The sequence below is a fragment of the Acinetobacter sp. ANC_7655 genome (genome assembly GCF_056784015.1).
Genome location: NZ_JBWYJB010000001.1, coordinates 677641 through 698462, shown reverse-complemented (window position 1 = coordinate 698462; position 20822 = coordinate 677641). Strand labels below are relative to the sequence as shown.

The 20822-nt window shown below is 39.0% G+C and carries 17 protein-coding genes and 1 tRNA gene; 7 read left to right on the top strand and 11 right to left on the bottom strand.

The features are described from left to right. Nucleotides 1-23: 23 nt before the first annotated feature. The 5 genes from AC1M9N_RS03505 to argG all read right to left on the bottom strand — a co-directional run bounded on the left by AC1M9N_RS03505 (nucleotide 24) and on the right by argG (nucleotide 7085). Nucleotides 24-965, bottom strand: coding sequence for a hypothetical protein (locus AC1M9N_RS03505; RefSeq protein WP_481954276.1), 942 nt, complete (start codon nucleotides 963-965; stop codon nucleotides 24-26). Nucleotides 966-1118: 153 nt separating this feature from the next. After that, nucleotides 1119-3626, bottom strand: a complete 2508-nt coding sequence (locus AC1M9N_RS03500) for a TonB-dependent receptor plug domain-containing protein (protein ID WP_481954275.1) — start codon at nucleotides 3624-3626, stop codon at nucleotides 1119-1121. A gap of 215 nt (nucleotides 3627-3841) precedes the next feature. After that, nucleotides 3842-4498, bottom strand: a complete 657-nt coding sequence (gene rnt, locus AC1M9N_RS03495; RefSeq protein WP_035266446.1) for a ribonuclease T — start codon at nucleotides 4496-4498, stop codon at nucleotides 3842-3844. Beyond that, nucleotides 4483-5517 (bottom strand): dihydroorotase, encoded by a 1035-nt coding sequence (pyrC, locus tag AC1M9N_RS03490; protein ID WP_035266516.1) that lies wholly within the window; start codon nucleotides 5515-5517, stop codon nucleotides 4483-4485. The genes rnt and pyrC overlap by 16 nt, the downstream gene beginning before the upstream one ends. 227 nt (nucleotides 5518-5744) lie before the next feature. Continuing rightward, on the bottom strand, nucleotides 5745-7085 hold the full coding sequence (gene argG, locus AC1M9N_RS03485; protein WP_092765981.1) for an argininosuccinate synthase: 1341 nt from the start codon (nucleotides 7083-7085) through the stop codon (nucleotides 5745-5747). Between the two features lie 428 nt (nucleotides 7086-7513). On the opposite strand from argG, the gene AC1M9N_RS03480 reads away from it, so the two are divergent. Together AC1M9N_RS03480 and AC1M9N_RS03475 are read left to right on the top strand one after the other, a co-directional pair. Further along, a complete protein-coding gene (locus tag AC1M9N_RS03480) occupies nucleotides 7514-9547 on the top strand; it encodes an FAD-dependent oxidoreductase (protein WP_481595615.1) in 2034 nt (677 codons plus the stop codon). 97 nt (nucleotides 9548-9644) lie between these two features. Further along, a tRNA-Ser gene (locus AC1M9N_RS03475) sits at nucleotides 9645-9734 on the top strand. Nucleotides 9735-9803: 69 nt separating this feature from the next. On the opposite strand, the gene AC1M9N_RS03470 is transcribed toward AC1M9N_RS03475, so the two are convergent. The 5 genes from AC1M9N_RS03470 to AC1M9N_RS03450 are packed head-to-tail and all read right to left on the bottom strand — an operon-like array spanning nucleotide 9804 to nucleotide 14443. Further along, nucleotides 9804-10592, bottom strand: coding sequence for an ABC transporter ATP-binding protein (locus AC1M9N_RS03470; protein WP_092765983.1), 789 nt, complete (start codon nucleotides 10590-10592; stop codon nucleotides 9804-9806). Further along, entirely contained in the window at nucleotides 10589-11605 is a 1017-nt protein-coding gene (locus AC1M9N_RS03465; RefSeq protein ID WP_481954274.1) for a FecCD family ABC transporter permease, read from the bottom strand. Before AC1M9N_RS03465 ends, AC1M9N_RS03470 begins: the two co-directional genes overlap by 4 nt. A gap of 1 nt (nucleotide 11606) precedes the next feature. Then, on the bottom strand, nucleotides 11607-12644 hold the full coding sequence (locus AC1M9N_RS03460; protein WP_481608293.1) for a FecCD family ABC transporter permease: 1038 nt from the start codon (nucleotides 12642-12644) through the stop codon (nucleotides 11607-11609). 1 nt (nucleotide 12645) lies between these two features. Beyond that, nucleotides 12646-13596: an ABC transporter substrate-binding protein gene (locus AC1M9N_RS03455; protein ID WP_481954273.1), complete on the bottom strand. Its 951-nt coding sequence runs from the start codon at nucleotides 13594-13596 to the stop codon at nucleotides 12646-12648. Between the two features lie 37 nt (nucleotides 13597-13633). Then, nucleotides 13634-14443 carry a siderophore-interacting protein gene (locus AC1M9N_RS03450; protein WP_481954272.1) on the bottom strand — a complete coding sequence of 270 codons (810 nt, stop codon included), beginning with the start codon at nucleotides 14441-14443 and terminating at the stop codon, nucleotides 13634-13636. Nucleotides 14444-14675: 232 nt separating this feature from the next. On the opposite strand from AC1M9N_RS03450, the gene AC1M9N_RS03445 reads away from it, so the two are divergent. Continuing rightward, the gene (locus AC1M9N_RS03445) at nucleotides 14676-15998 is read left to right on the top strand and encodes a condensation domain-containing protein (protein ID WP_481609391.1); all 1323 of its coding nucleotides are present in this window, start codon (nucleotides 14676-14678) and stop codon (nucleotides 15996-15998) included. Nucleotides 15999-16035: 37 nt separating this feature from the next. Here the strand turns inward: AC1M9N_RS03445 and AC1M9N_RS03440 are convergent, their stop codons facing one another. Further along, on the bottom strand, nucleotides 16036-16806 hold the full coding sequence (locus tag AC1M9N_RS03440; RefSeq protein WP_481589717.1) for an SDR family oxidoreductase: 771 nt from the start codon (nucleotides 16804-16806) through the stop codon (nucleotides 16036-16038). A gap of 160 nt (nucleotides 16807-16966) precedes the next feature. Between AC1M9N_RS03440 and AC1M9N_RS03435 the strand changes: the two genes are divergently transcribed. The 4 genes from AC1M9N_RS03435 to AC1M9N_RS03420 are packed head-to-tail and all read left to right on the top strand — an operon-like array spanning nucleotide 16967 to nucleotide 20758. After that, entirely contained in the window at nucleotides 16967-18196 is a 1230-nt protein-coding gene (locus AC1M9N_RS03435) for an isochorismate synthase (protein WP_481589718.1), read from the top strand. Nucleotide 18197: 1 nt separating this feature from the next. Then, nucleotides 18198-19862 carry a (2,3-dihydroxybenzoyl)adenylate synthase gene (locus AC1M9N_RS03430; protein WP_481954271.1) on the top strand — a complete coding sequence of 555 codons (1665 nt, stop codon included), beginning with the start codon at nucleotides 18198-18200 and terminating at the stop codon, nucleotides 19860-19862. Between the two features lie 15 nt (nucleotides 19863-19877). Continuing rightward, entirely contained in the window at nucleotides 19878-20522 is a 645-nt protein-coding gene (locus tag AC1M9N_RS03425) for an isochorismatase family protein (protein WP_481593150.1), read from the top strand. Between the two features lie 2 nt (nucleotides 20523-20524). Continuing rightward, entirely contained in the window at nucleotides 20525-20758 is a 234-nt protein-coding gene (locus AC1M9N_RS03420; RefSeq protein WP_481593149.1) for a phosphopantetheine-binding protein, read from the top strand. Nucleotides 20759-20822 lie beyond the last annotated feature (64 nt).

Below are 20822 nucleotides of genomic sequence, written 5' to 3'. Positions count from 1 at the left end.
AAATATTACTTTATAGTTAAATCCTATTTATTTGATGTATTTTTAGCATAAATATTCGCCTGAATCCATATATTTCCACGAATATATTGACCAATTTCGAAATTTTTATAATTCTCATCCTTAGTCGCGATACGAATAAGTGTAGCAGGTTGGTTATCTTCCAAAATAAGTGTTACATCATAAAGTTGATAAAATTGATCGTTGAACTGCATTTGGGTCTTGCCAACCACTTTTCCTTGGAACCAAGCCTCATCTTCCTGACCCATGGTTTCACCGTACAAGTAAGCCACCATTTTCGAAAAATCGACCGTTACAGGTTCTTTATCGGCATCTGATTTAGGTTCCCAAGCATCAATCAGCTGCTGTAAATTATCTGGCGCTACACCATTGTGTTCACTCAAAATTTCATTTAAAGCACGATGGTGTTTAATTGAAGCTGGATCATCCACAACAATTTGTTCTTGATCAGCAACTTTTTCTAGCTCATAAGCCCACGCATTTAATTGGACTTTATAAGATTGATTTTTTTGGTATTGAATTTGGTTAACACTGTATAAGCTATCAAAAGCATAAACCACACTATTATCACTAACTTTTAATTGTAACACTGCTTGCGTGTTGGACTTACATGTAATGATGCGTTCAATCGTCGCGTTCAACGTATAAGGACTATCAAAAGTAGGGAAGGCTGTTTTGACTGCTTTAGGTTTATTGTCTTCTACAGCAATGACTTGAACCAATTGGATAGGTTGTTGTTTAGGTCCTTGAATTAGCCAAACATTCGGATCCATATCTTGTTCTTCAGCACAAATCCCCATCGGCATGACAGGTGCATTTAGTGCTTCACTCAACCATTTTGGAACCTGAACAGTCGGATCATCAGTTAACAGCGCCCAATGTTCTACATGGCTACCAAAGCTTTGATCTTCTATCGTAATAATTTCAGGTTTGTTTTGATTGTTCATATGCTCATTCTAAGATTGAGTGAATTACTTTATGTAATATCGAGGATAATTGATATTTTTCAAGTCTTGAATTGTTTTTTCTTTATGCAATCCAAAAGTTTAACGCGGTATAAATGAAAAAAGAGCACTTAAGTGGTCTATGGGAATCATGAGTTAGAACTTAAATGTAACATCAGCGATAAACTGACGTCCAATTTCAGGACTTGGTGTTGGTGGCAATGAGGATGTATTGGAAGAAAAGTATTCATTTTTACGGTTAAGTACATTATTAATGGTTAAACCAAAGATAGTTTGCGTATTCTTTGAACTCGGTATTGTGTAGCTAGTACGCATATCCCAATTCAAAGCATTTTTCGTTTTATATGCAGTGTAAGTGTCATATTTCATACCATCTAGTTCATAGACAAATTCAGTTTTACTGGTACTCAGGGTTTTTTTCATACCTGGTGTCCCTGCACGATAGCTAAGATAATGATTAATATTTAAAGGAATATTATTAAAACCAATATTCCAATCCAGTCTAACTGTCCATGGTGTATTGAAATTATCAGTGGGTTTATCTTCAGCATTAATCAGTTTGCCATCATAATAAATTTGTGATGTGCCTGTGTAGTAGTTGCTTTCATAGCTATCAAAATTACGATTTGTGTCTGTCATATCGGCATTTAGGCTTAAATGATGCACAGTATTTTTAAATACAAGCGGTTTAATATTTTTTAAAGAGAAAGTTAAGATATCAGCTTCAGATTTTCCTGAGTTGTTATAAGACTTATTACCTTGCTGCTGGCGTAATTGGTCTTTGTTCTCTCGCTGAACATATTTTAAACCAGTATTGATGTTCCAAATATTGGTGTTAAAAGCAAATACAGATTCATCTGAAAACGGGGTATCCAGCTCTGACCTTGATTTGAAGGATGGCATATACGTCGGGTCGGGTTCCCAACCTTCAGAAAGACTATTTCTCTTAAATTTTGTCTGTAATCGACCTCGTTGATCTTGTAATTCGTTGGCGAATGCGTTTAAACCATAATAGCGATTCCAACCAGCCGTAATAAATAATTGATCATTGCCAAATGGCTTCAACACAAATGAACTACGAGGTGCAATATTGGTATTTTGAGTCAGTGAATCATAATCAGCTCGTAAGCCTAAACTAGACTGAATAAATGGATTAACATAAATTGAATCTTCGAGATATGCATGCCAACGATCTTGGCGTACATTGATTTGTCCTGCATCATATTTAAATCGTTGCGTTAAATATTGCCCGTCAATTGAATTGCCTTCATCACAAGCATCATAACGACGACCATCAGAAGCGTAACAGTTTAAGTTTTCAATATTTTTTGAAGCGATAGTAGTTGTGTAATAGTTATTAGAAACTTCAGGTCTTTCCCAATACGCTTCATAATGACCATAACCAGCACCCACTTTGAGTTGGTGTGATGAGTTCGCAAACTTTATTGGTTCAAATAAGGCTTTGATTGAGTATTCCAGTTTTTTTTCTTCTTGTGATAATGAACCATAGTTTCCATAAGATTGCGTACTTAAATTCGGATTCCAATTTTTTGTTGATGATCGAGCCCACACGTACGCATCCTGTTCTGCCTCTCGCGAGCTATTTTGTGTTTGATAATTAAGTTGTTGTTCTAACCGAACAGCATTTAATTTATTTTTTAAATTGATATAAATACTTTGACTATCAGATATTTGCGTGTTTTCTGAGTTTAAAAATGTAGCATTGAAGTATTCACCTTTATTTTCAAATAGCTGAGTTCCTATTTTTAATGAGGTTTTATCTGAAGGTGTGTAGAAGAGTTCAACACCATAATTGCTCGCAGCACGTGTTTGGTCTAATTCTGCTGGCTCAATAAAATTCGTTTTTAATGGAATTAAGGAATGTCGAAAAGAGCCAAAAGCATTGAAGCCTAATTGGTCTGTGAGATTACCATACAGTGTTGCACTGACTCCTTGTTTAGTAAAGAAAGGTTGATTTTTTTCACTGTTGGAGGTTTCAAATTCCTGTTGGCTTTCTGGATCAGGAAAGTTGATTTTAGACCAAGAATCAGATGTATAATCATAGGTAATATTACCATGAATTTTGCCTACCTCAGTTTTTGGTGCGCAGGTTTCTGCACTCACTACACCGCCAGTAAATTCACCATATTCAGCGCTCACATTGCTATCAAGGAGTTTAATATTACAAATCAGGTCTGCATTGACTGCAACAGCTTGACTAGAGCCGAGTAGTTCATTATTTGAGTTCGATGTTGTTGCACCCACAGGGTTAATATTATTGTTGATGCTCATCCCATTGATTAGAAATTTATTTTCATAGGGTAAACCGCCATTGATGCTAATTTCGGCTGGGCTAAGTTCACCTTGTTGTAAGCCACTTCTAAAATTATTACCAAATTGCACATTAGGATTTACTTTTAAATAATCAGTAATGTTCTTAGAACTATTGGGTGTCTTGTCTAAATCATCCTTCGTATAGACGGTTTTACCAACTTCTTGTTGCTCAGTTGCATTCGTTACGATTGTATTGAGTTTGATTGAATCATCATTAACTAATGAATTTATTTCTGTTTCATTTGCACAAACTGTAGTTGAGAGAATCGTAAGAATGGCTAAATTTAATTTTGAGCGTACAAATGACATGATTTAACATTGAGAGAATAAAAACGATAGCGATTATCATTTAATAATACTTATTTCACAATATTAATGAGAATAAGTATCAATGCTATATTCCGATTAACATAATATAAAAAAGCGATAGTTAAAAATTGGAACAAAAAGCCCCAATACTTTTCAATTAAGATCAATCTACAGGATGATCAAGATTTCTAAAATATTGGGGTATTTAAAGATTTTTACTCTGAAACGAGTGTTTCGAGTAAATGGGGCGCTAATTTATTTAAAATATAGCAGAATAATTCAGCTGTTTTCTGTGTGTCATACAAAGCAGAGTGGGCTTCTTTACCATCAAACTCGATGCCAGCTTGAATACATGATTTAGCCAAAACAGTTTGTCCGAACATCACAGCACTCAAAGTCACCGTATCAAAAACCGAGAAACTATGAAATGGATTTTGATTCTTAGTTCCAGTACGTGCAATTGCTGCTTTTAAAAAACCAAGATCAAAATGAGCATTGTGTCCAACTAGCACAGCATGTGTGCATTGTTGTTGTTTGCGTACCTCATTAATTGCTTTAAACATACGTTTAAGTGCAGACTTTTCATCTTCTGCCATCGCTACACGCATTGGATTAAAAGGATCAATGCCAATGAAGTCGAGTGAGCGACGATCTAAATTTGCACCTTCAAATGGATTGATGTGTGCATGATGCGCTTGACCAGGTACAAACTTTCCAGACTCGTCGTAAATGATTGGAATACATGCTATTTCGAGCAATGCATCAGTATCTGCATTAAAACCAGCTGTTTCCACGTCAACAACCACGGGTAGGAACCCGCGGAAGCGTTGACCGATGACAGGTAATGTTTCAGTGGTCACACTTTTCTCCATTGAATTGTTTTACCTGCATAAAGAGGAATGATCTGTTCGCCATCTAAATATTCAAGGCTTTCAGGAATCACTTGATCTTCTTTGATCAATGTAATGGTTTCAGTATTACGAGGTAAACCATAGAAATCCGCACCAAAGAATGAAGCGAAACCTTCAAGACGTTCAATTTTACCTACCTGATCGAATGCTTGAGCATACAATTCAATTGCAGTTGGAGCGCTATAGCATCCCGCACATCCACAGGCATTTTCTTTCGCATTTTTAGAATGCGGAGCGCTGTCAGTACCTAAGAAAAATTTAGGGTTGCCACTTGTTGCGACTTCTAACAAAGTTTGCTGATGTGTCTGGCGTTTTAAAATTGGCAAACAATAGAAATGCGGTTTAACACCACCAACCAACATGTCATTGCGATTGAATAACAAATGTTGTGGTGTAATCGTCGCTGCCACATTGCGATCTTGCTCAAGTACAAAATGTGCAGCTTCGCTTGTGGTGATATGTTCTAAAACTAATTTCAATTTTGGAAATTGTTTAAGCAGCGGTGCTAAAACTTCATCTAAGAAACGTTTTTCACGATCGAAAATATCAACATGATGATGTGTTACTTCGCCGTGGAGTAAGAGAGGAACCTGATGTTCTTCAAGTTGTTCAATGACGCTATACACTTTACGTATATCACTAACGCCATTATCAGAATTTGTGGTTGCTCCAGCAGGGTAAAGCTTAATTGCATTTACATATGGAGAGTTTTTAATTTTTTGTACTTCTTCAGGAGAAGTATGATCCGTAAAGTAAAGCACCATACGAGGATCGAATTTTACATTTTCAGGAACATGCGCCATGATTCTTTCACGATAGGCATGTGCCTCTTCCACAGTTTTTACAGGTGGAACTGTATTTGGCATACAGATTGCGCGATGAAATTGCTTCGCCAAATCAGGAACAGTACGTTGAAGTGCTAAACCATCTCTTAAATGAGCGTGCCAATCATCTGGCTGGATTAAAGTGATCGTATTCAAGGCAAGTCTTACTGAAAAAATAACATAGATGATAATCGATATTGCTTGAAATTGATAACGACAAAAGCCGATAAAAGGGGTTTTACATCTATTTGTGCTGATTAATATAAAAATGAAGCATACGTTGGATGAATGAGTCATTATTCATCTAGGGAACAATGATAGATTTTCATGTCCAAATAAAAAACCGCGCTCAAAGCGCGGTTTTTTTAGGACTAAACTAAATCTTAGTTTTTGTCTTTAAGTTGTGGAACAGCAGAACCTGTACCTACAGCAAGTAAACCTGCACCAGTATAGATTCCTAACTTAGCGCGTGTATCTGTAATGTCTAGGTTACGCATGGTTAATTGACCAATACGATCCATTGGCGTGAATACAGAATCACCTTTTTCCATAGTTAAGCGTTCAGCTTCATATGTAAGGTTCTCAGATTCAGTGTTCATAATAGTGTAATCGTTACCACGACGAAGTTCTAAAGTCACAGTACCTGTGATTGCTTTAGCAACCCATCGTTGAGCAGTTTCACGAAGCATAAGCGCTTGTGAGTCGAACCAACGACCTTGGTAAAGTAAACGACCTAAACGTAAACCGTTGATGCGGTACTGTTCAATGGTATCTTCGTTATGAATACCAGTCACAAGACGTTCGTAAGCAATGTGTAGAAGTGCCATACCTGGAGCTTCATAAATACCACGAGATTTCGCTTCGATGATACGGTTTTCGATTTGGTCAGACATACCTAGACCATGACGACCACCGATACGATTCGCTTCAAGAATTAACTCAACTGGATCTTCAATACGTTGACCGTTAAGTGCAACAGGGAAGCCTTCTTCAAATGTGATTGAAACTTCTTCAGGTGCGATTTCAACGTCTTCTTTCCAGAAAGCAACACCCATAATCGGTTCAACGATTTTGATACCAGCATCAAGATACTCAAGATCTTTCGCTTCGTGAGTTGCACCAAGCATGTTTGAGTCTGTTGAGTATGCTTTTTCTTTTGACATTTTATAGTCAAAACCGTTATCGATGAGGAACTGTGACATTTCTGCACGGCCACCAAGTTCATCGATAAATGTTTGGTCTAACCAAGGTTTGTAAATTTTAAGTGCTGGGTTCGTTAATAGACCATAACGGTAGAAACGCTCAATGTCGTTACCTTTATAAGTAGATCCGTCACCCCAAATGTTGACGTCATCTTCTTTCATCGCGGTAACAAGCATTGTACCTGTGACTGCACGACCAAGTGGCGTTGTATTGAAGTAAGGTACACCACCTGTAGAGATATGGAATGCGCCACATTGAATTGCTGCAATACCTTCTAATGCAAGTTGTAAACGGCAATCCACTAAGCGTGCTTTAACAGCGCCATAAGCTTCAGCTTTCTTTGGAATAGCATCGTAATCATCTTCATCTGGCTGACCTAAGTTTGCTGTATACGCATAAGGTTCAGCACCTTTTTGTTTCATCCACAATAGAGCTGCAGAAGTATCAAGACCACCAGAGAAGGCAATACCAACTTTTTTGCCTACAGGTACATTCTGTAAGATAGTTGCATTATCAGACATTGTTCATCCTAACGATAGAATATAGGCACCTAGAAAATTGGTAACCTGAAAAATATATTTCTTCAATTGTAGCACTTTTCATTGGTAATTTTTTTTAAAAAAAGATACGTGGTGCAAAAATATTAGAATAAGTAGCAATATTTCGTCGAAACTCAGAAGTAATAGGTAGTGCTTAATCTAATTCATGATTTCTTCTTGAAAAGAATACAGCGCATTTATGAAGATTTTTATGCATAAATTTATTTTATTGCAATTTTTCAAAGCGAACTTAGTGAAAAATATTTTTTGTAAGTGATTGAATATTAATATCTAATTTCATAGTTGGTAATTTATTATAGAAAAAGAAAAAAAATTGCCATAAACAGTTATGAAAAAAGAAGTATAGTTTTATGCAACAAGTTGCAAAGCCCATAAAATAAGGAATTGCCATGACAACTCGCTATGCAAATATATTAAAACCTCTCGATCTTGGTTTCACTACCCTCAAAAATCGTGTCGTGATGGGATCGATGCATACCGGTCTAGAAGATCGTTTTTATAATTATCCTAAATTAGCAGCATATTTTGGTGAACGTGCTAAAGGGGGCGTAGGTCTCATCATTACAGGTGGTATTTCGCCTAATCGTCAAGGCTGGCTCCTTCCAGCTGGTGGCACAATGAATACCTTAGGTGATGTTGCCCCACACCGATTAGTGACACATGCAGTTCATAAACATGGTGCAAAAATTTTAATGCAAATTTTGCATTCAGGGCGTTATGGTTATCAACCTTTTGTGGTTTCTGCAAGCCCAATAAAATCGCCGATCTCACCATTCAAACCACGACAAATGTCAGAAAAACAAATTTTGGATACGATTCAAGATTATGCGGCTACAGCAAGTATCGCGAAAAAAGCTGGCTATGATGGTGTTGAAATCATGGGATCAGAAGGCTATTTGCTGAACCAATTTATGAGTCGTCATGTCAATCAACGTACAGACCAATGGGGTGGTGAAATAGAAAACCGTATGCGCTTTGCAGTTGAAATTGTTAAGGCAATTCGCGCGAAAGTTGGCGAAAAATTTATCATTTGTTTCCGTTTATCTATGCTCGATTTAGTTCACGACGGTAATACAATGAATGAAGTGATCACCGTCGCTAAAGCGCTAGAAGAAGCGGGTATCACATTATTGAATACAGGTATTGGTTGGCATGAAGCTCGTGTGCCAACAATTGTAACCTCTGTTCCTCGTGCGGCATTTGTAGATTATACCGCAGAGGTGAAAAAACATGTGTCTGTGCCTGTGATTGCATCCAACCGAATCAATATGCCTGAAACTGCCGAAGCTATTTTGGCTGAAGGTAAAGCCGACATGATTCAAATGGCTCGACCATTATTGGCAGATGCTTTCTGGGTGAATAAAACGGCAACTAATCGTGTTGATGAAATCAATACGTGTATTGCGTGTAATCAGGCTTGTTTGGATCATACTTTCAAAAATAAACGTGCCACATGTTTAGTGAATCCACGTGCAGCCTATGAAACTGAACTGGTTTATTTAAAAACCAAGAAGCCAAAAAAAGTAGCTGTTGTGGGTGGTGGTGTAGCTGGAATGTCGGCAGCGACCGTTGCTGCCAGTCGTGGTCATCAGGTTACTTTATTTGAAGCCACTAATGATGTAGGGGGACAATTCAACTTAGCGAAAGTTGTTCCTGGGAAAGAAGAATTTCATGAAACCATTCGCTATTTTAAAGTCCAAATTGAGCGCACTGGGGTTGAACTTCGTTTAAATACTAAAGTTAATCGTGAACAGCTTGAGCGTGAAGGCTTTGATGAAGTGATTGTTGCGACAGGCGTTGTACCACGTGCATTGAAGATTGAAGGAAGTGATGCACCACAAGTTTTATCTTATGCAGAAGTATTAAGAGGTGCGCCTGTGGGTCAAAAGGTAGCAGTAATTGGTGCTGGTGGTATCGGATTTGATGTGTCAGAGTTTTTATTAAAACCTGAACATCAGCCACAGCCACAACCTTTGGCAGAATGGAAACGTGAGTGGGGAGTTGATCCTGATATTCAGTATGTTTCTGAAGGTGGTTTACAACCTGCTGAAGTGGATCGTCCAGTTCGCGAAATATATTTATTGCAACGTAAGACAACGCCTTTGGGTATAGGATTAGGTAAAACCTCTGGTTGGGTTCACCGCGCCCAATTAAAAAAACATCATGTGAAAATGTTGCGTGGCGTTCAATACAAATCAGTGAGTGATGAAGGTCTGTGGATCGAAGTTGGTGGACATGATCAATTATTACGAGTCGATACTGTCGTTGTTTGTGCAGGGCAAGAATCTGTTAAAGAGATTATGCCATCAGAGACTGAAACAACTTTAGCGAAATATCACATTATTGGTGGTGCAAAGCTTGCTGCTGAGCTTGATGCTAAGCGCGCGATTCGTGAAGGTGCTGAAATTGCAGCCAAAATTTAATAAATTTGAATCATTTGGTGAAACTATATTCACTTGAATGGTTTGATTGTAATTTTTACTTGTCATGATATGAAAAGCTTCGTATTATGGCGCACATGGAAGCGTGGCAGAGCGGTTTAATGCACCGGTCTTGAAAACCGACGAGGGTGTGAGTCCTCCGTGAGTTCGAATCTCACCGCTTCCGCCAAATTCAAAAAGCCCTGACATTTGTCAGGGCTTTTTTTATTCTATATATTCAAGCTTTTTATTCGAGTGTTTAATCACCAAACTTATTTGGGATGACCAGTAACCTTTTTTTGTGTTGATCATCTTCAACCAGTCTGACTTCAGCATCTAAGTTATAGAGTTGATGAACTAATTGCTTTGTTAAAACATCTTCTGATTTTCCTTGTGCAATGATTTGACCATCTTTCATGGCAACTAGAAAATCGGCACAGCGTGCAGCAGTGGCTAATTCATGTAGAACCATCACTATGGTTTTACCTTGTGAGGCTAGAGAGCGGACTAAATTTAAAATATCGGCTTGATGACCGATATCGAGCATACTGATTGGTTCATCTAAAAGAATTAAAGGGGTCTGTTGTGCGAGGACCATTGCGATCCATGCACGTTGACGTTGACCTCCTGATAGATTGCTTAAATTTTGATTTTTTAATTCGCTTAAATGGGTCGCAGACAAGGCGTCATCAATCGCTTTTTGGTCTTCGATGTTCAGTCGTTTAAACCAACCTTGATGTGGAAAACGACCGAAGCGTACTAACTGCTCAACTGTCATGCCGTTGGGTGCAGTTACATGCTGTGGAAGTAATGCAAGTTGTTTAGCGAGCAACTTTTTACTGAGTATATTCAGTTGATTTTTTTCCCAAATGACTTCGCCTTGATCATATGGATGAATTTGAGCAATACATTTTAACAAGGTCGATTTTCCACAGCCATTTGGACCAATGAGGACGATGACTTGACCCTGCTGAAATTCAGCATTGATACCCTTCAAAACTTGATGATGATTATATCCAGCACTTAATTGATTGATGATTAAACTCATGTACGACTCATACTTCTAGAATGACGATATAACAACCACAACAACAGTGGACCACCAACCATGCCACTAATAATGCCTGCGGGAATTTCGACAGGGGCAAGCAAATTTTTTCCAAGTAAATCAGCACTTAAAACCATTAATGCACCAATACACATGGTAGGGAAAATCGGAAATAAATGATGAGGAAATGATTTAAATGCGATGATTGGTGCGGCAATAGCCACGAATCCAATGGGGCCCGCAATACTGACAGCGGTCCCAGCGAGAAACGCAGCAATAATAATGAGCATCAGTCTAATTTTAGGTAAGGGTTCTCCTAGACTATCAATGACAGAATCAGGGAGAACCATTGCACTAAATAGTCGCCGCCACAGCACAATAATACTGACAAGCAGCATGATAAAAATCGAAGTTGGTAGCAAGATGCTGTAGCTTCGACCAATCAAACTACCACTACTAAAAATTAAAATATTACTGGTGTGCATTACTGGCAGTGTCGCAAGGATAAGGTCAAAACTGGCTTTCATGAGTGTTGCAATTCCGACCCCGATGACCAAAATACGATACCCCTGTGTTCCTACGCCGCCTGAAGCAATTAAAATAAAAAAAACACAGAAGATCGCACCCACTAATGCTTGCCACCATTGACCTAACATACTAGAACTTGAGAGGAGAATGGTGAATGCCAAAGCAAGCACTGCACTGTCACTGATACCAAAAACATCTGGGCTCGCAAGAGGATTTTTGGTGATAATTTGAAGAATGAGACCAGATAAGGCGAGTGCAGCGCCAATCAATAAGGCTGCCAAAAGTCGTGGTAATCTAATCTTTTCAACGAGAAGTTGATGTGGAGCTGACGCATTGCCTGTCAATACATTCCATAGCGTATTCAAATTTAATGTGATTTCACCGTACATCAGGCTAAATAAACTAAGTGATATCAGTAGAATCGCAATGATTATCCAAGCCTTTATCACTGATTTTTGTTTTAAACGATTCAACAGAGAATACATATTATTTCTCCGCTTGAATGATATTTTGTAGGTTATTTTGACGTACCATCCATATCAAAATAGGTGCACCTAATAAGGCTAAAAGAATACTGACAGGGGCTTCGAAAGGTTGCACGACTGCACGTGCAATGATATCCGCGATCAGCAACAACAACATGCCAAATAGTCCGCTATAGATGAGTTGTTTCTGAATACTCAGAGCACCAATAGCTCGTGCAAAGTAAGGTGCAATCAAGCCTAAAAAGGCAATTGGTCCTGTTAATGCAACGGCACTTCCAGTTAATAAAACCACAGCTAAAATGCAGAATGCATCAAGTAGTTTCGTATTTAAGCCTAAGCTATTCGCCAGTTGATCACCAACTAAACTAAGACCTAGAGGGCGTATTACCAATACAGCGATGATGAGTCCGATCGCCATTAAAATTAGTGCAAGACCGAGATATTGAATATCAACGCGATTGAGCGAACCCAAAACCCAAAAACGATAGTCGTCTAAACCATTTTGGAAACTAATAAGAATGGCAGCCATAAAACCTTGGAATGTACTGGTGATTGCCAGTCCAGCCAAGACTAAACGTGTAAGTGAGCTATGATCTGTCATTTGACGAGGGGTGATTGCAAAGACCAATAATGCACTCACTAAAGCTCCAATCAGCGCCCAAAAAAATAGTCCGAAGGTATCCATTTGAAGAACAATTGCCAAAACAATGGCAAGAGATGCACCACTATTAATTCCGATTAATCCACTATCAGCCAAAGGGTTTTTAAGCAAGTTTTGAAGGATGACGCCTGAGATCGCTAAAGCTAATCCGACACTCACCGCCGCAATAGTACGTGGAATTCTAATTTCCAATAGGGGAGTGATTGGTTCTAAGGACCATTGACTTAATGCCTGAAGAATAAGTTGCAAACTGTCTGTAAAGTAGGGCTGACCAGCGCCGTACGCGATCGACAAAACAGCGCAACATAAAATAATCAAGCTAAGCACGATTCCCATCAGCGGGAATCGGTCAAGTACAGTTGTAGCATTCGTCAGCATATTAATTATGGAGATGCTTCATTACATCATCAATGGCATGTCGAGCAGCATGTGGTCCACCTATGCCAGTCCACATAGATGCATCAACCACGAAATAATGCTTGTTTTTTGCAGCATTAAGACGTTGGAATTCTGGTAATTTTTCTAGTTCTGCCAGTTGCTTTTCCGAGTTTAGATGATTGCCAATGATGAGCCAGTCTGCATCAATTTGATCAAAACGCTCTCGACTGATTGGAGGCGTATGGCTTGCACCTGGTTGTTGCTGATGTTGAGGTCGTGTTAAGCCAATATCTTTTAAAATTTGGCTCGCAAATGAATCATTTAGCATATACACAGGTCCATTGGCTGTCCAACGAATGACACTGACTGATTGACCTTGTTGAGCTTGTAATTTCTGTTGAGCTTCTTGCGCATATTGATCGTACGCTTCTAGAGCTTTTTGGGCTTGTTGTTCTTTGTTTAATAAATGAGCTACCTTTTTGAAACTGTCTTTCCATGGCTCTCCGCGTGCAAAACTGACTGCAGTGGGTGCAATCTGCTGCAATTGATTAATCATTTGTGTATCAATCATGCTTCCAGCAATAATTAAGTCAGGTTGTAACGTGAGAATTTGTTCCATGCTCGGTTGTCCAAAGTTACCGACGGAGGCGATTTGTTGTGTTTCATTTTTGAGGTAATCTGGAAAATTACTTTGACCTCGAACATAACTACTGCCTATAGGTTTTATTCCAAGCGCAATAGCACTATCCAAATCAAGTTCACTTAAAACCACAACACGTTGTGGCTGTACAGGAATTGTGACTTGACGACCTAAAGCATCTTCAATTTGTCGTGTCGTATTTATTTGAGATTCAACCGTCGCTTTATTGTCTCGTGAAGAAGGTTCATTTGACTGAGAGCATGCTGTGAAGAGAGTGATAGCACTCAACATAATTGCAATTTTATATTTCATATCTTTCTACATATTTCATTAAAATAATTCTATTCACTTATTCAACGGCATCCATCACTTGATGGCGTTCCTCATGATAAGCCTCTTCGTTGTGACCTTGCTTCCAATAAGGCACAGCATATAAATTGCTCTTGGGTAGCTGGAAGTTTTGTCTCAGTATTTTACGAAGTTCAACCACCGTTGAATTTTCACCTGCCAGTGATACTGAAATATCTTTATTTTTCCAGTCTAAGTTTTGCAAAGAATCACGGATGTTATTATTCAATTCATGAGGGCCTTTGCACCAATGAACCTTAATGTGTTCAGGCTTATTCAGATGTATTTGGTCTGAATCATCTTCGATCTCGATCCAAACTTCACCATGAGCGTCTTTTGGTAATTGTTCAAGTGAGGCAGCGATCATCGGGATTGCTGAAAGATCTCCAACAAAAATCCAATATTCTGCATCGATTTTAAAACGTGCTGGTCCTCCTGGACCGGCTAGACCTAACAGATCACCTGGACTCGCATGCTTCGCCCAATCAGCCGCTATACCAAAATCTTCATGTCTTACAAAATCGATGACTAAAAGTTGCAGTTCTTCATCGAAATCTCGAACAGTATATGTCCGAGTAATTGGTTTCTTTCCATATGGCCACGTAATTTTGCCTAAAGAATTTCGAAACGGGAGGTCAGGTGCTTGTTGATCAGGGTTCGGAAAAAACAATTTGATGTGCGCACCACCATCACATTTTGCATAACCTGTGAAATCTTCACTTTTAAACTTAATACGCTGTAAATGAGTGGAAATTTGTTCTGTTGAATGGACAGAAATATGTCGAGCTAGAGGAGGAGATTGTGTCGTCATTATTTAATCTTCTGTACTTATCAATGGAGTGAAGATCGTCGATACAGTAATACGTGCGTCAGTCGACAGATTTGAATGGTTATTAATCTAAATCAAACAAATTAAATTTGCAAATGATAATCATTATATTTAATAATCTTTTTGTGCCAAAGTGTAATCACAAAATATGAAGGTTAGGATATTTTGTAAAGCTTTGATTTTATAATGAAAATTAAATGTATGCGGTTGTCTTATGCAAATCAATGAATCCCATGATCTATTAACTCGTGCACAACACAGTATGTGGAAAGGACATCATTATCATGGCAGTTATCCTTTTCATACGGCGGAGTGGTTGGTTATTGAGGGACCATTAGATCGAGAGCTTTTTCAAAAAGCAGTTTATCTCACATTAAAGGAAGCTAAATCGCTTCATTGGCGAGCTTTAGTTCAGAGCGAATACGTCTATCGAGTAGATGATGTGACGATACGGAAACCTAGCTTCGTTGATTTATCTCAGCTTGATGAGGAGGAAATTTTAGCGTGGGCTGAAAAAGAAGTAGAACCAGCATTTAATTTAGAATCGGGTCATTTATATGACTATGTGTTTGCACACTTAGGTGAGCAAAAGTATGGATTATTTTTTAAAGCGCATCACGTTGCATTAGATGGCTACGCTTACGGACTGATGATTAGTCGATTTATTGATTATTATCAATCTCTCAAAAATGGTACTGAATTAAAAATTAAAGGATTCGATCATTATGAAAAGTTTATTGCAGAAGAACAGCGCTACCTTCACTCTGAAAAAGCTGAAAAAGATTTAGACTTTTGGAAGGCTAATTTTTCATATGAGAAAGCCCCTAAGAAACGACTTAAACGAAAATTAAAAGAACCATTTTCACAAGGGCCACGTTATGAAGAGGTAATTGATTGGCCTACACAGCTACAATTAAATGCATTAGCAACTGAATTAAAATTGCCCAGTGCTCTTATCGTCATGGCAGTGATGATGAGTTATTTAATAAAACAGTCTAAAGATCCTCAACAATGCTTTGGGGTACCTTTTATGTCTCGGTTGGGTACTTCATCTATGCGTATTCCGTGCTTAGTCATGAATATCCTGCCATTGAGGTTGGGCATTACTGGACAAGAAAACTTAAAAGAAATCATTTTATTATTAACGAAAAGGTTTGCCGAAATTCGACCGCATCAGCAAAGCTATTTTGAGCAAATGCGATTTGTATTAGAAGATTTTGATCCCTATGAAAATATCTTATTTGGACCTATTGTGAATTGGATTCCTTATCCTTTACCTGAACATTTCGAAGGGTGTAAGTTAACAAAAACAACCATATCCGCTGGCCCAATTGAAGACTTTGATACCGCGATTACCAATAAGTTTGTTAATGGTATTGAGCGTTTGTATCTCGCTGTTGACGGACACAAAGAACTTTATGATGTGCCGAGTCTCAAAGCTTATTGGTATGATTTTATGGAGATGATGAAAACTTGGTTAGCTCAACCAGAACTTGTTTTTGAACAACTTCAAATTCACAAACCACTGCCAGAATAGTCTGGCAGTTTATCCTTTGAATGAGGCAATAGGGCTGTTACACGCCTAGAGTTGCTCCACCATCAACCACTAATTCGTGCATTGTGATTTGGCCTGCTTGCTCTGAAAGTAAAAACATCACGGCATTGGCAATATCTTCAGCCTCAGCAATCTTTTGCAATGGAATACCATTTCGGAATTGTTCTAGATTTCCGTTGACAATGCCTGCTGGAGGGCGATCCTCAGTCCATAGTTGTTTTTGCATTTGTGTAAGGGTTGAGCCAGGTAAAACTAAGTTGCAGCGAATATTGTGAGGCGCGAGTTCCAACGCAAGATTTTTAAAATAGTGACTCACTGTAGCTTTGGTCGTTGCATACAAACCCATATTCATTCTTGGAATGAGGGCTGCATTTGAACTGATGCTCACAATCGCACCTTCTCTTTGCGGAATCATTTGGTGAGCGACCCAACGACTAAGTTCGGCAGGGCCAATGAAATTTATCGACAAATTTTCATGCCATTGTTCAACAGATGTATTTAATAAAGATCCCATTTCTAAGACTCCTACAGCATTCACTAAACCCGTGATCGTGCCTTTAAAAAGTATAGAATTTTCAATGTGCTGAATAATCTCATTGGTCTTACGAATGTCACAGCTGATGTGGTCTAGATGGTTGAGTGATGCTTCAGGAATTAATTTAAAAAGTTCCCATTGATTGATGTCATCGATCCGATCAATTGCAATGACTTGATGATCCTTCTGCAATAGTTGACGACAAATTTCAGCGCCAATTCCTCTGGCTGCACCCGTCACGATATATAAACCCATTTAAGTATCCTTTAATTTTATTAACAAATTGAAACGATAATCATTTTCAATTGGGAATAATAATTATTATATTGGTTGCGTTCAACTCCTAGAGGTTGTCCTTTTGTGAATGTTGAAAGTTTGATGCACGCAGTGCGAACAGATAATCGTGAGAACAAATATGTTGCCAATAGAACCGTCAGTTTTTCAAAATATGATAGGCATAAAAAAGGAAGAGTTAATTGAGGAAGATCAACCTGGCTTCGTGTTCGCAACGCCAACGGGGACCATTTCAAGTAAAAAGTTAATTGAACATATCGAATTTGATCGAGCTTCTCATTTAAATTTTAATCAGCAGCAAGCACAGTGGCTCGAACAAGCAAAATCTACACTACAAAAAAAAATCGAATTAACAGCGAATAAAGATCTTATTTTGGTCGGGAGCTTGCCTTTTGATCATCGAGATTTACCAGAAATCTCGATTGCGGAAGCAAAAAACACATTTGTAAATGAGCGCATTGATCATTCGGCTCAGTCTTTTCTTGATGATCAAGTGCAAGCGACTCTCATCCCAGCACAAGAGGAATACATTGCTGGAGTCGTCAAATTGGTTGAATTGATGAGGTCATCACCGCTAGAAAAAGCAGTGTTGGCTCGGGCAATTGATCTTAAAACCCAACACAAAATTAATATTATTGATTTATTTTACCAGTTGTTGGCCTCTAATCCTGATGGCTACACATTTGCATTGGCCCAAAACCCAAAACAATCTGGTTGGTTTATGGGGGCAAGTCCAGAACTTCTCGTTGCGAAGCAAAATGAATATTTGTTTAGCCATCCAGTTGCAGGAACATTAGCACGTCATTCAGATCCAACACTGGATCAACAACAAGCTGAAAAATTGCTTGCTTCGCAAAAAGATCAGCATGAACACGCCGTGGTCATCGAAGCCATTGCAGATCAACTCTCTCCCTTGTGCAAAATGCTCAATATCCCAAAATCACCTTCACTGATTAAAACAGAGGCGGTTTGGCACTTGGCGACCAAAATTCAGGGAACGTTGAAAGATCCAGAGCAACATATCTTTGATGTGGTCTCAATTTTACATCCAACGCCAGCAGTCTGTGGACAACCAGCCCCTATGGCTCGCCAGTTGATTTCGGAACTAGAGCCTTTTAAACGTAACCTATTCGCAGGAACTATGGGGTGGTGTGATGCCCGAGGGAATGGTGCTTGGGCAGTGAATGTACGTTGTGGGCGTATCTTTGACCATTATGCGCGTCTTTATGCGGGTGCAGGAATTGTTGAAGCTTCACAGCCGAACAGTGAACTGTCAGAAACCATCGTGAAATTTAAAACGATGTTAAATGCATTGGGTTTAGATTCTCAGCACTTAAATCATGGGGAATAAAATGAATGCAAATGTAAATGACGAGTCTTTGCTCTGGGATGGCATCGTGCCATACCCAGAAGATTTCGTAGAACGGTACATTCAAAAGGGATATTGGAAAGGTCAAACCATTTCTGAATTTTTTCAAGAATCAGCCCAGAAATTTGCCAATCAGGTGGCATTGATTTGTGGTGATCGCCAGTATTCTTATCAAGAGCTGAATCAAAATATTGAACAATTTGCAGTCTTCTTGACTAAACAAGGCTATGGGCTGGCAGATGCTATTGTGATTCAAATGCCAAATATAGCAGAGTTTTTTATTGCTTATTTTGCAGCTTTGCGGATAGGGATGCGACCAGTGATGAGTTTACCAGCACACCGTCATGCCGAAGTAAGTCATTTTATTCAGCAAACAGATGCCAAATTGTATATCTGTGCAGATAAGCATCTAGGCTTTGATTACAGATCCTTAGCGCAAGAGTGCCAGCGCAGATGTCCGACTTTACAGCAAGTGATTGTCGTTGGTGATGCAGGCGATTTTGATCCTTGGCCGAATCTTGCATCGTTTAAAAATCATATGGTTTCAAAGCCCAAAATAACGGCTCGCCATGTGGCTTTTTTTCAACTTTCAGGGGGCAGTACTGGCACACCGAAACTTATACCACGAACACATGATGACTATTTGTATAGTGTTCGTGCCAGTGCAGATATTTGTGAACTTCATACAGAAAGCCGTATGCTTATGGTGCTTCCAGTAGCACATAATTTCAGTATGAGTTCGGCTGGTTCATTGGGTCTATTTTATGCAGGTGGAACACTTGTTTTAGCGAAAGATCCTTCTCCCCAAACTGCATTTCCACTCATTGAAGCGCACCATATTACGCATGTTGCTCTTGTCCCTGCATTAGCAGCAACATGGGCTGAAGCAGTTCAAAACGGCGCAACAAATATTTTTAAGAAATTAACGGCTTTACAGGTCGGTGGGGCAAGGTTGCCAGATGCTTTAGCTGAAAAGTTGATTGATCAATACCACTGCCGATTACAACAAGTATTTGGTATGGCAGAAGGCTTGGTGAATTACACGCGTTACGATGATCCGAAAGAAGTCATTATAGGTACCCAAGGTTCCCGTATAAGTCCAGATGATGAAATAAAAATCGTCGATGAGGAGGATCACGAGCTGCCATTGGGTGAGGTGGGGCATCTTTTAACTCGCGGCCCTTATACCATTAGAGGTTATTATCGGGCTTCAGAACATAATCGAAGTGCTTTTACCTTAGATGGATTTTATCGCACTGGTGATTTAGTACGATTAACGCCAGAAGGCAATATTATTGTTGAAGGACGAAGTAAGGAACAAATTAATCGTGGCGGTGAAAAAATCGCGACGGAAGAAGTCGAACAGGTTTTAAATCAACACCAACAAATCATCTTGTCTGCCTTGGTTGCACAACCAGATCCAAAGTTAGGAGAAAAAAGTTGTGTATTTATTCAATGGCGACCTAACGATCAAGATGCATCAGAAACAAGGCTGAAACTGCAAATTAGACAATTCGTTCAAGCATACGGTCTGGCGACCTATAAGATCCCAGATCACATCGAATTTATTGAAGAAATGCCTTATACGGCATTGGGCAAAATCGACAAGAAACAACTCAGAAAACGCCTCACCGAAGACACGATTTAACTAAGGAAATAAAATATGGCAATCCCACGTATTGCAAGTTATCCCATGCCATCTGCTCAAGATTTTCCAGTTAACAAAGTTGATTGGACTTTAGATGCGTCACGGTCGGTTTTATTGGTACATGATGTTCAGCAATATTTTTTAGATTTTTACGATCAGACCCAAGCGCCCATTCCCACATTAATCCGAAATTGTAAAGCCCTTATTGATCAGGCACATGCACTAGGAATTCCAGTCTATTACACCGCACAACCTGGAGATCAGACGCAAGAACATCGTCAACTATTAACGGATTTTTGGGGTAAAGGTTTGTCAGCTGATCCAGCATTGACCAAAATTATTGATCCACTTCAACCAAAAAATGAAGACACCGTGCTGACAAAATGGCGCTATAGCGCATTTAAAAAAAGTGATTTTGAGCAGCAAATCAAACAAGCCAATCGCGATCAATTAGTGATTTGTGGAGTATATGCCCATATTGGTTGCTTATTAACAGCTGCCGAAGCATTTATGTTGGATATTCAAGCATTTATGGTGGGTGATGCCTTGGCGGATTTTAGCCGAGAAGAACATGATCTTGCACTAAAGTATGCGACTGGGCGCTGTGCAAAAGTCATGGATACTCAGACTGTGATTAACGCCTTAGGTCAGGGGCAATGATCATGAATGAATTAAGCATGATTGAGTTAAAAAATATGGTCGCTCATCAATTGAATTTACCTGTAGATGAAATTCAGCAGGAGGATAATTTATTTATGTTAGGACTTGATTCAGTCAGTCTTATGACGCTGGTTGGATTGCTACGTGAAAAAGGCTTTCAAATTGAATTTCAAGATCTGGTGGAGGAGCCAACGTTGAATGAATGGAGTGATCGTCTTAGATTGGATAGAGATTAATGTAAGACTAATGTGCATACCTTGAAAATCAACATATGCATAATCAACGGCCCTAGCCAAAGTA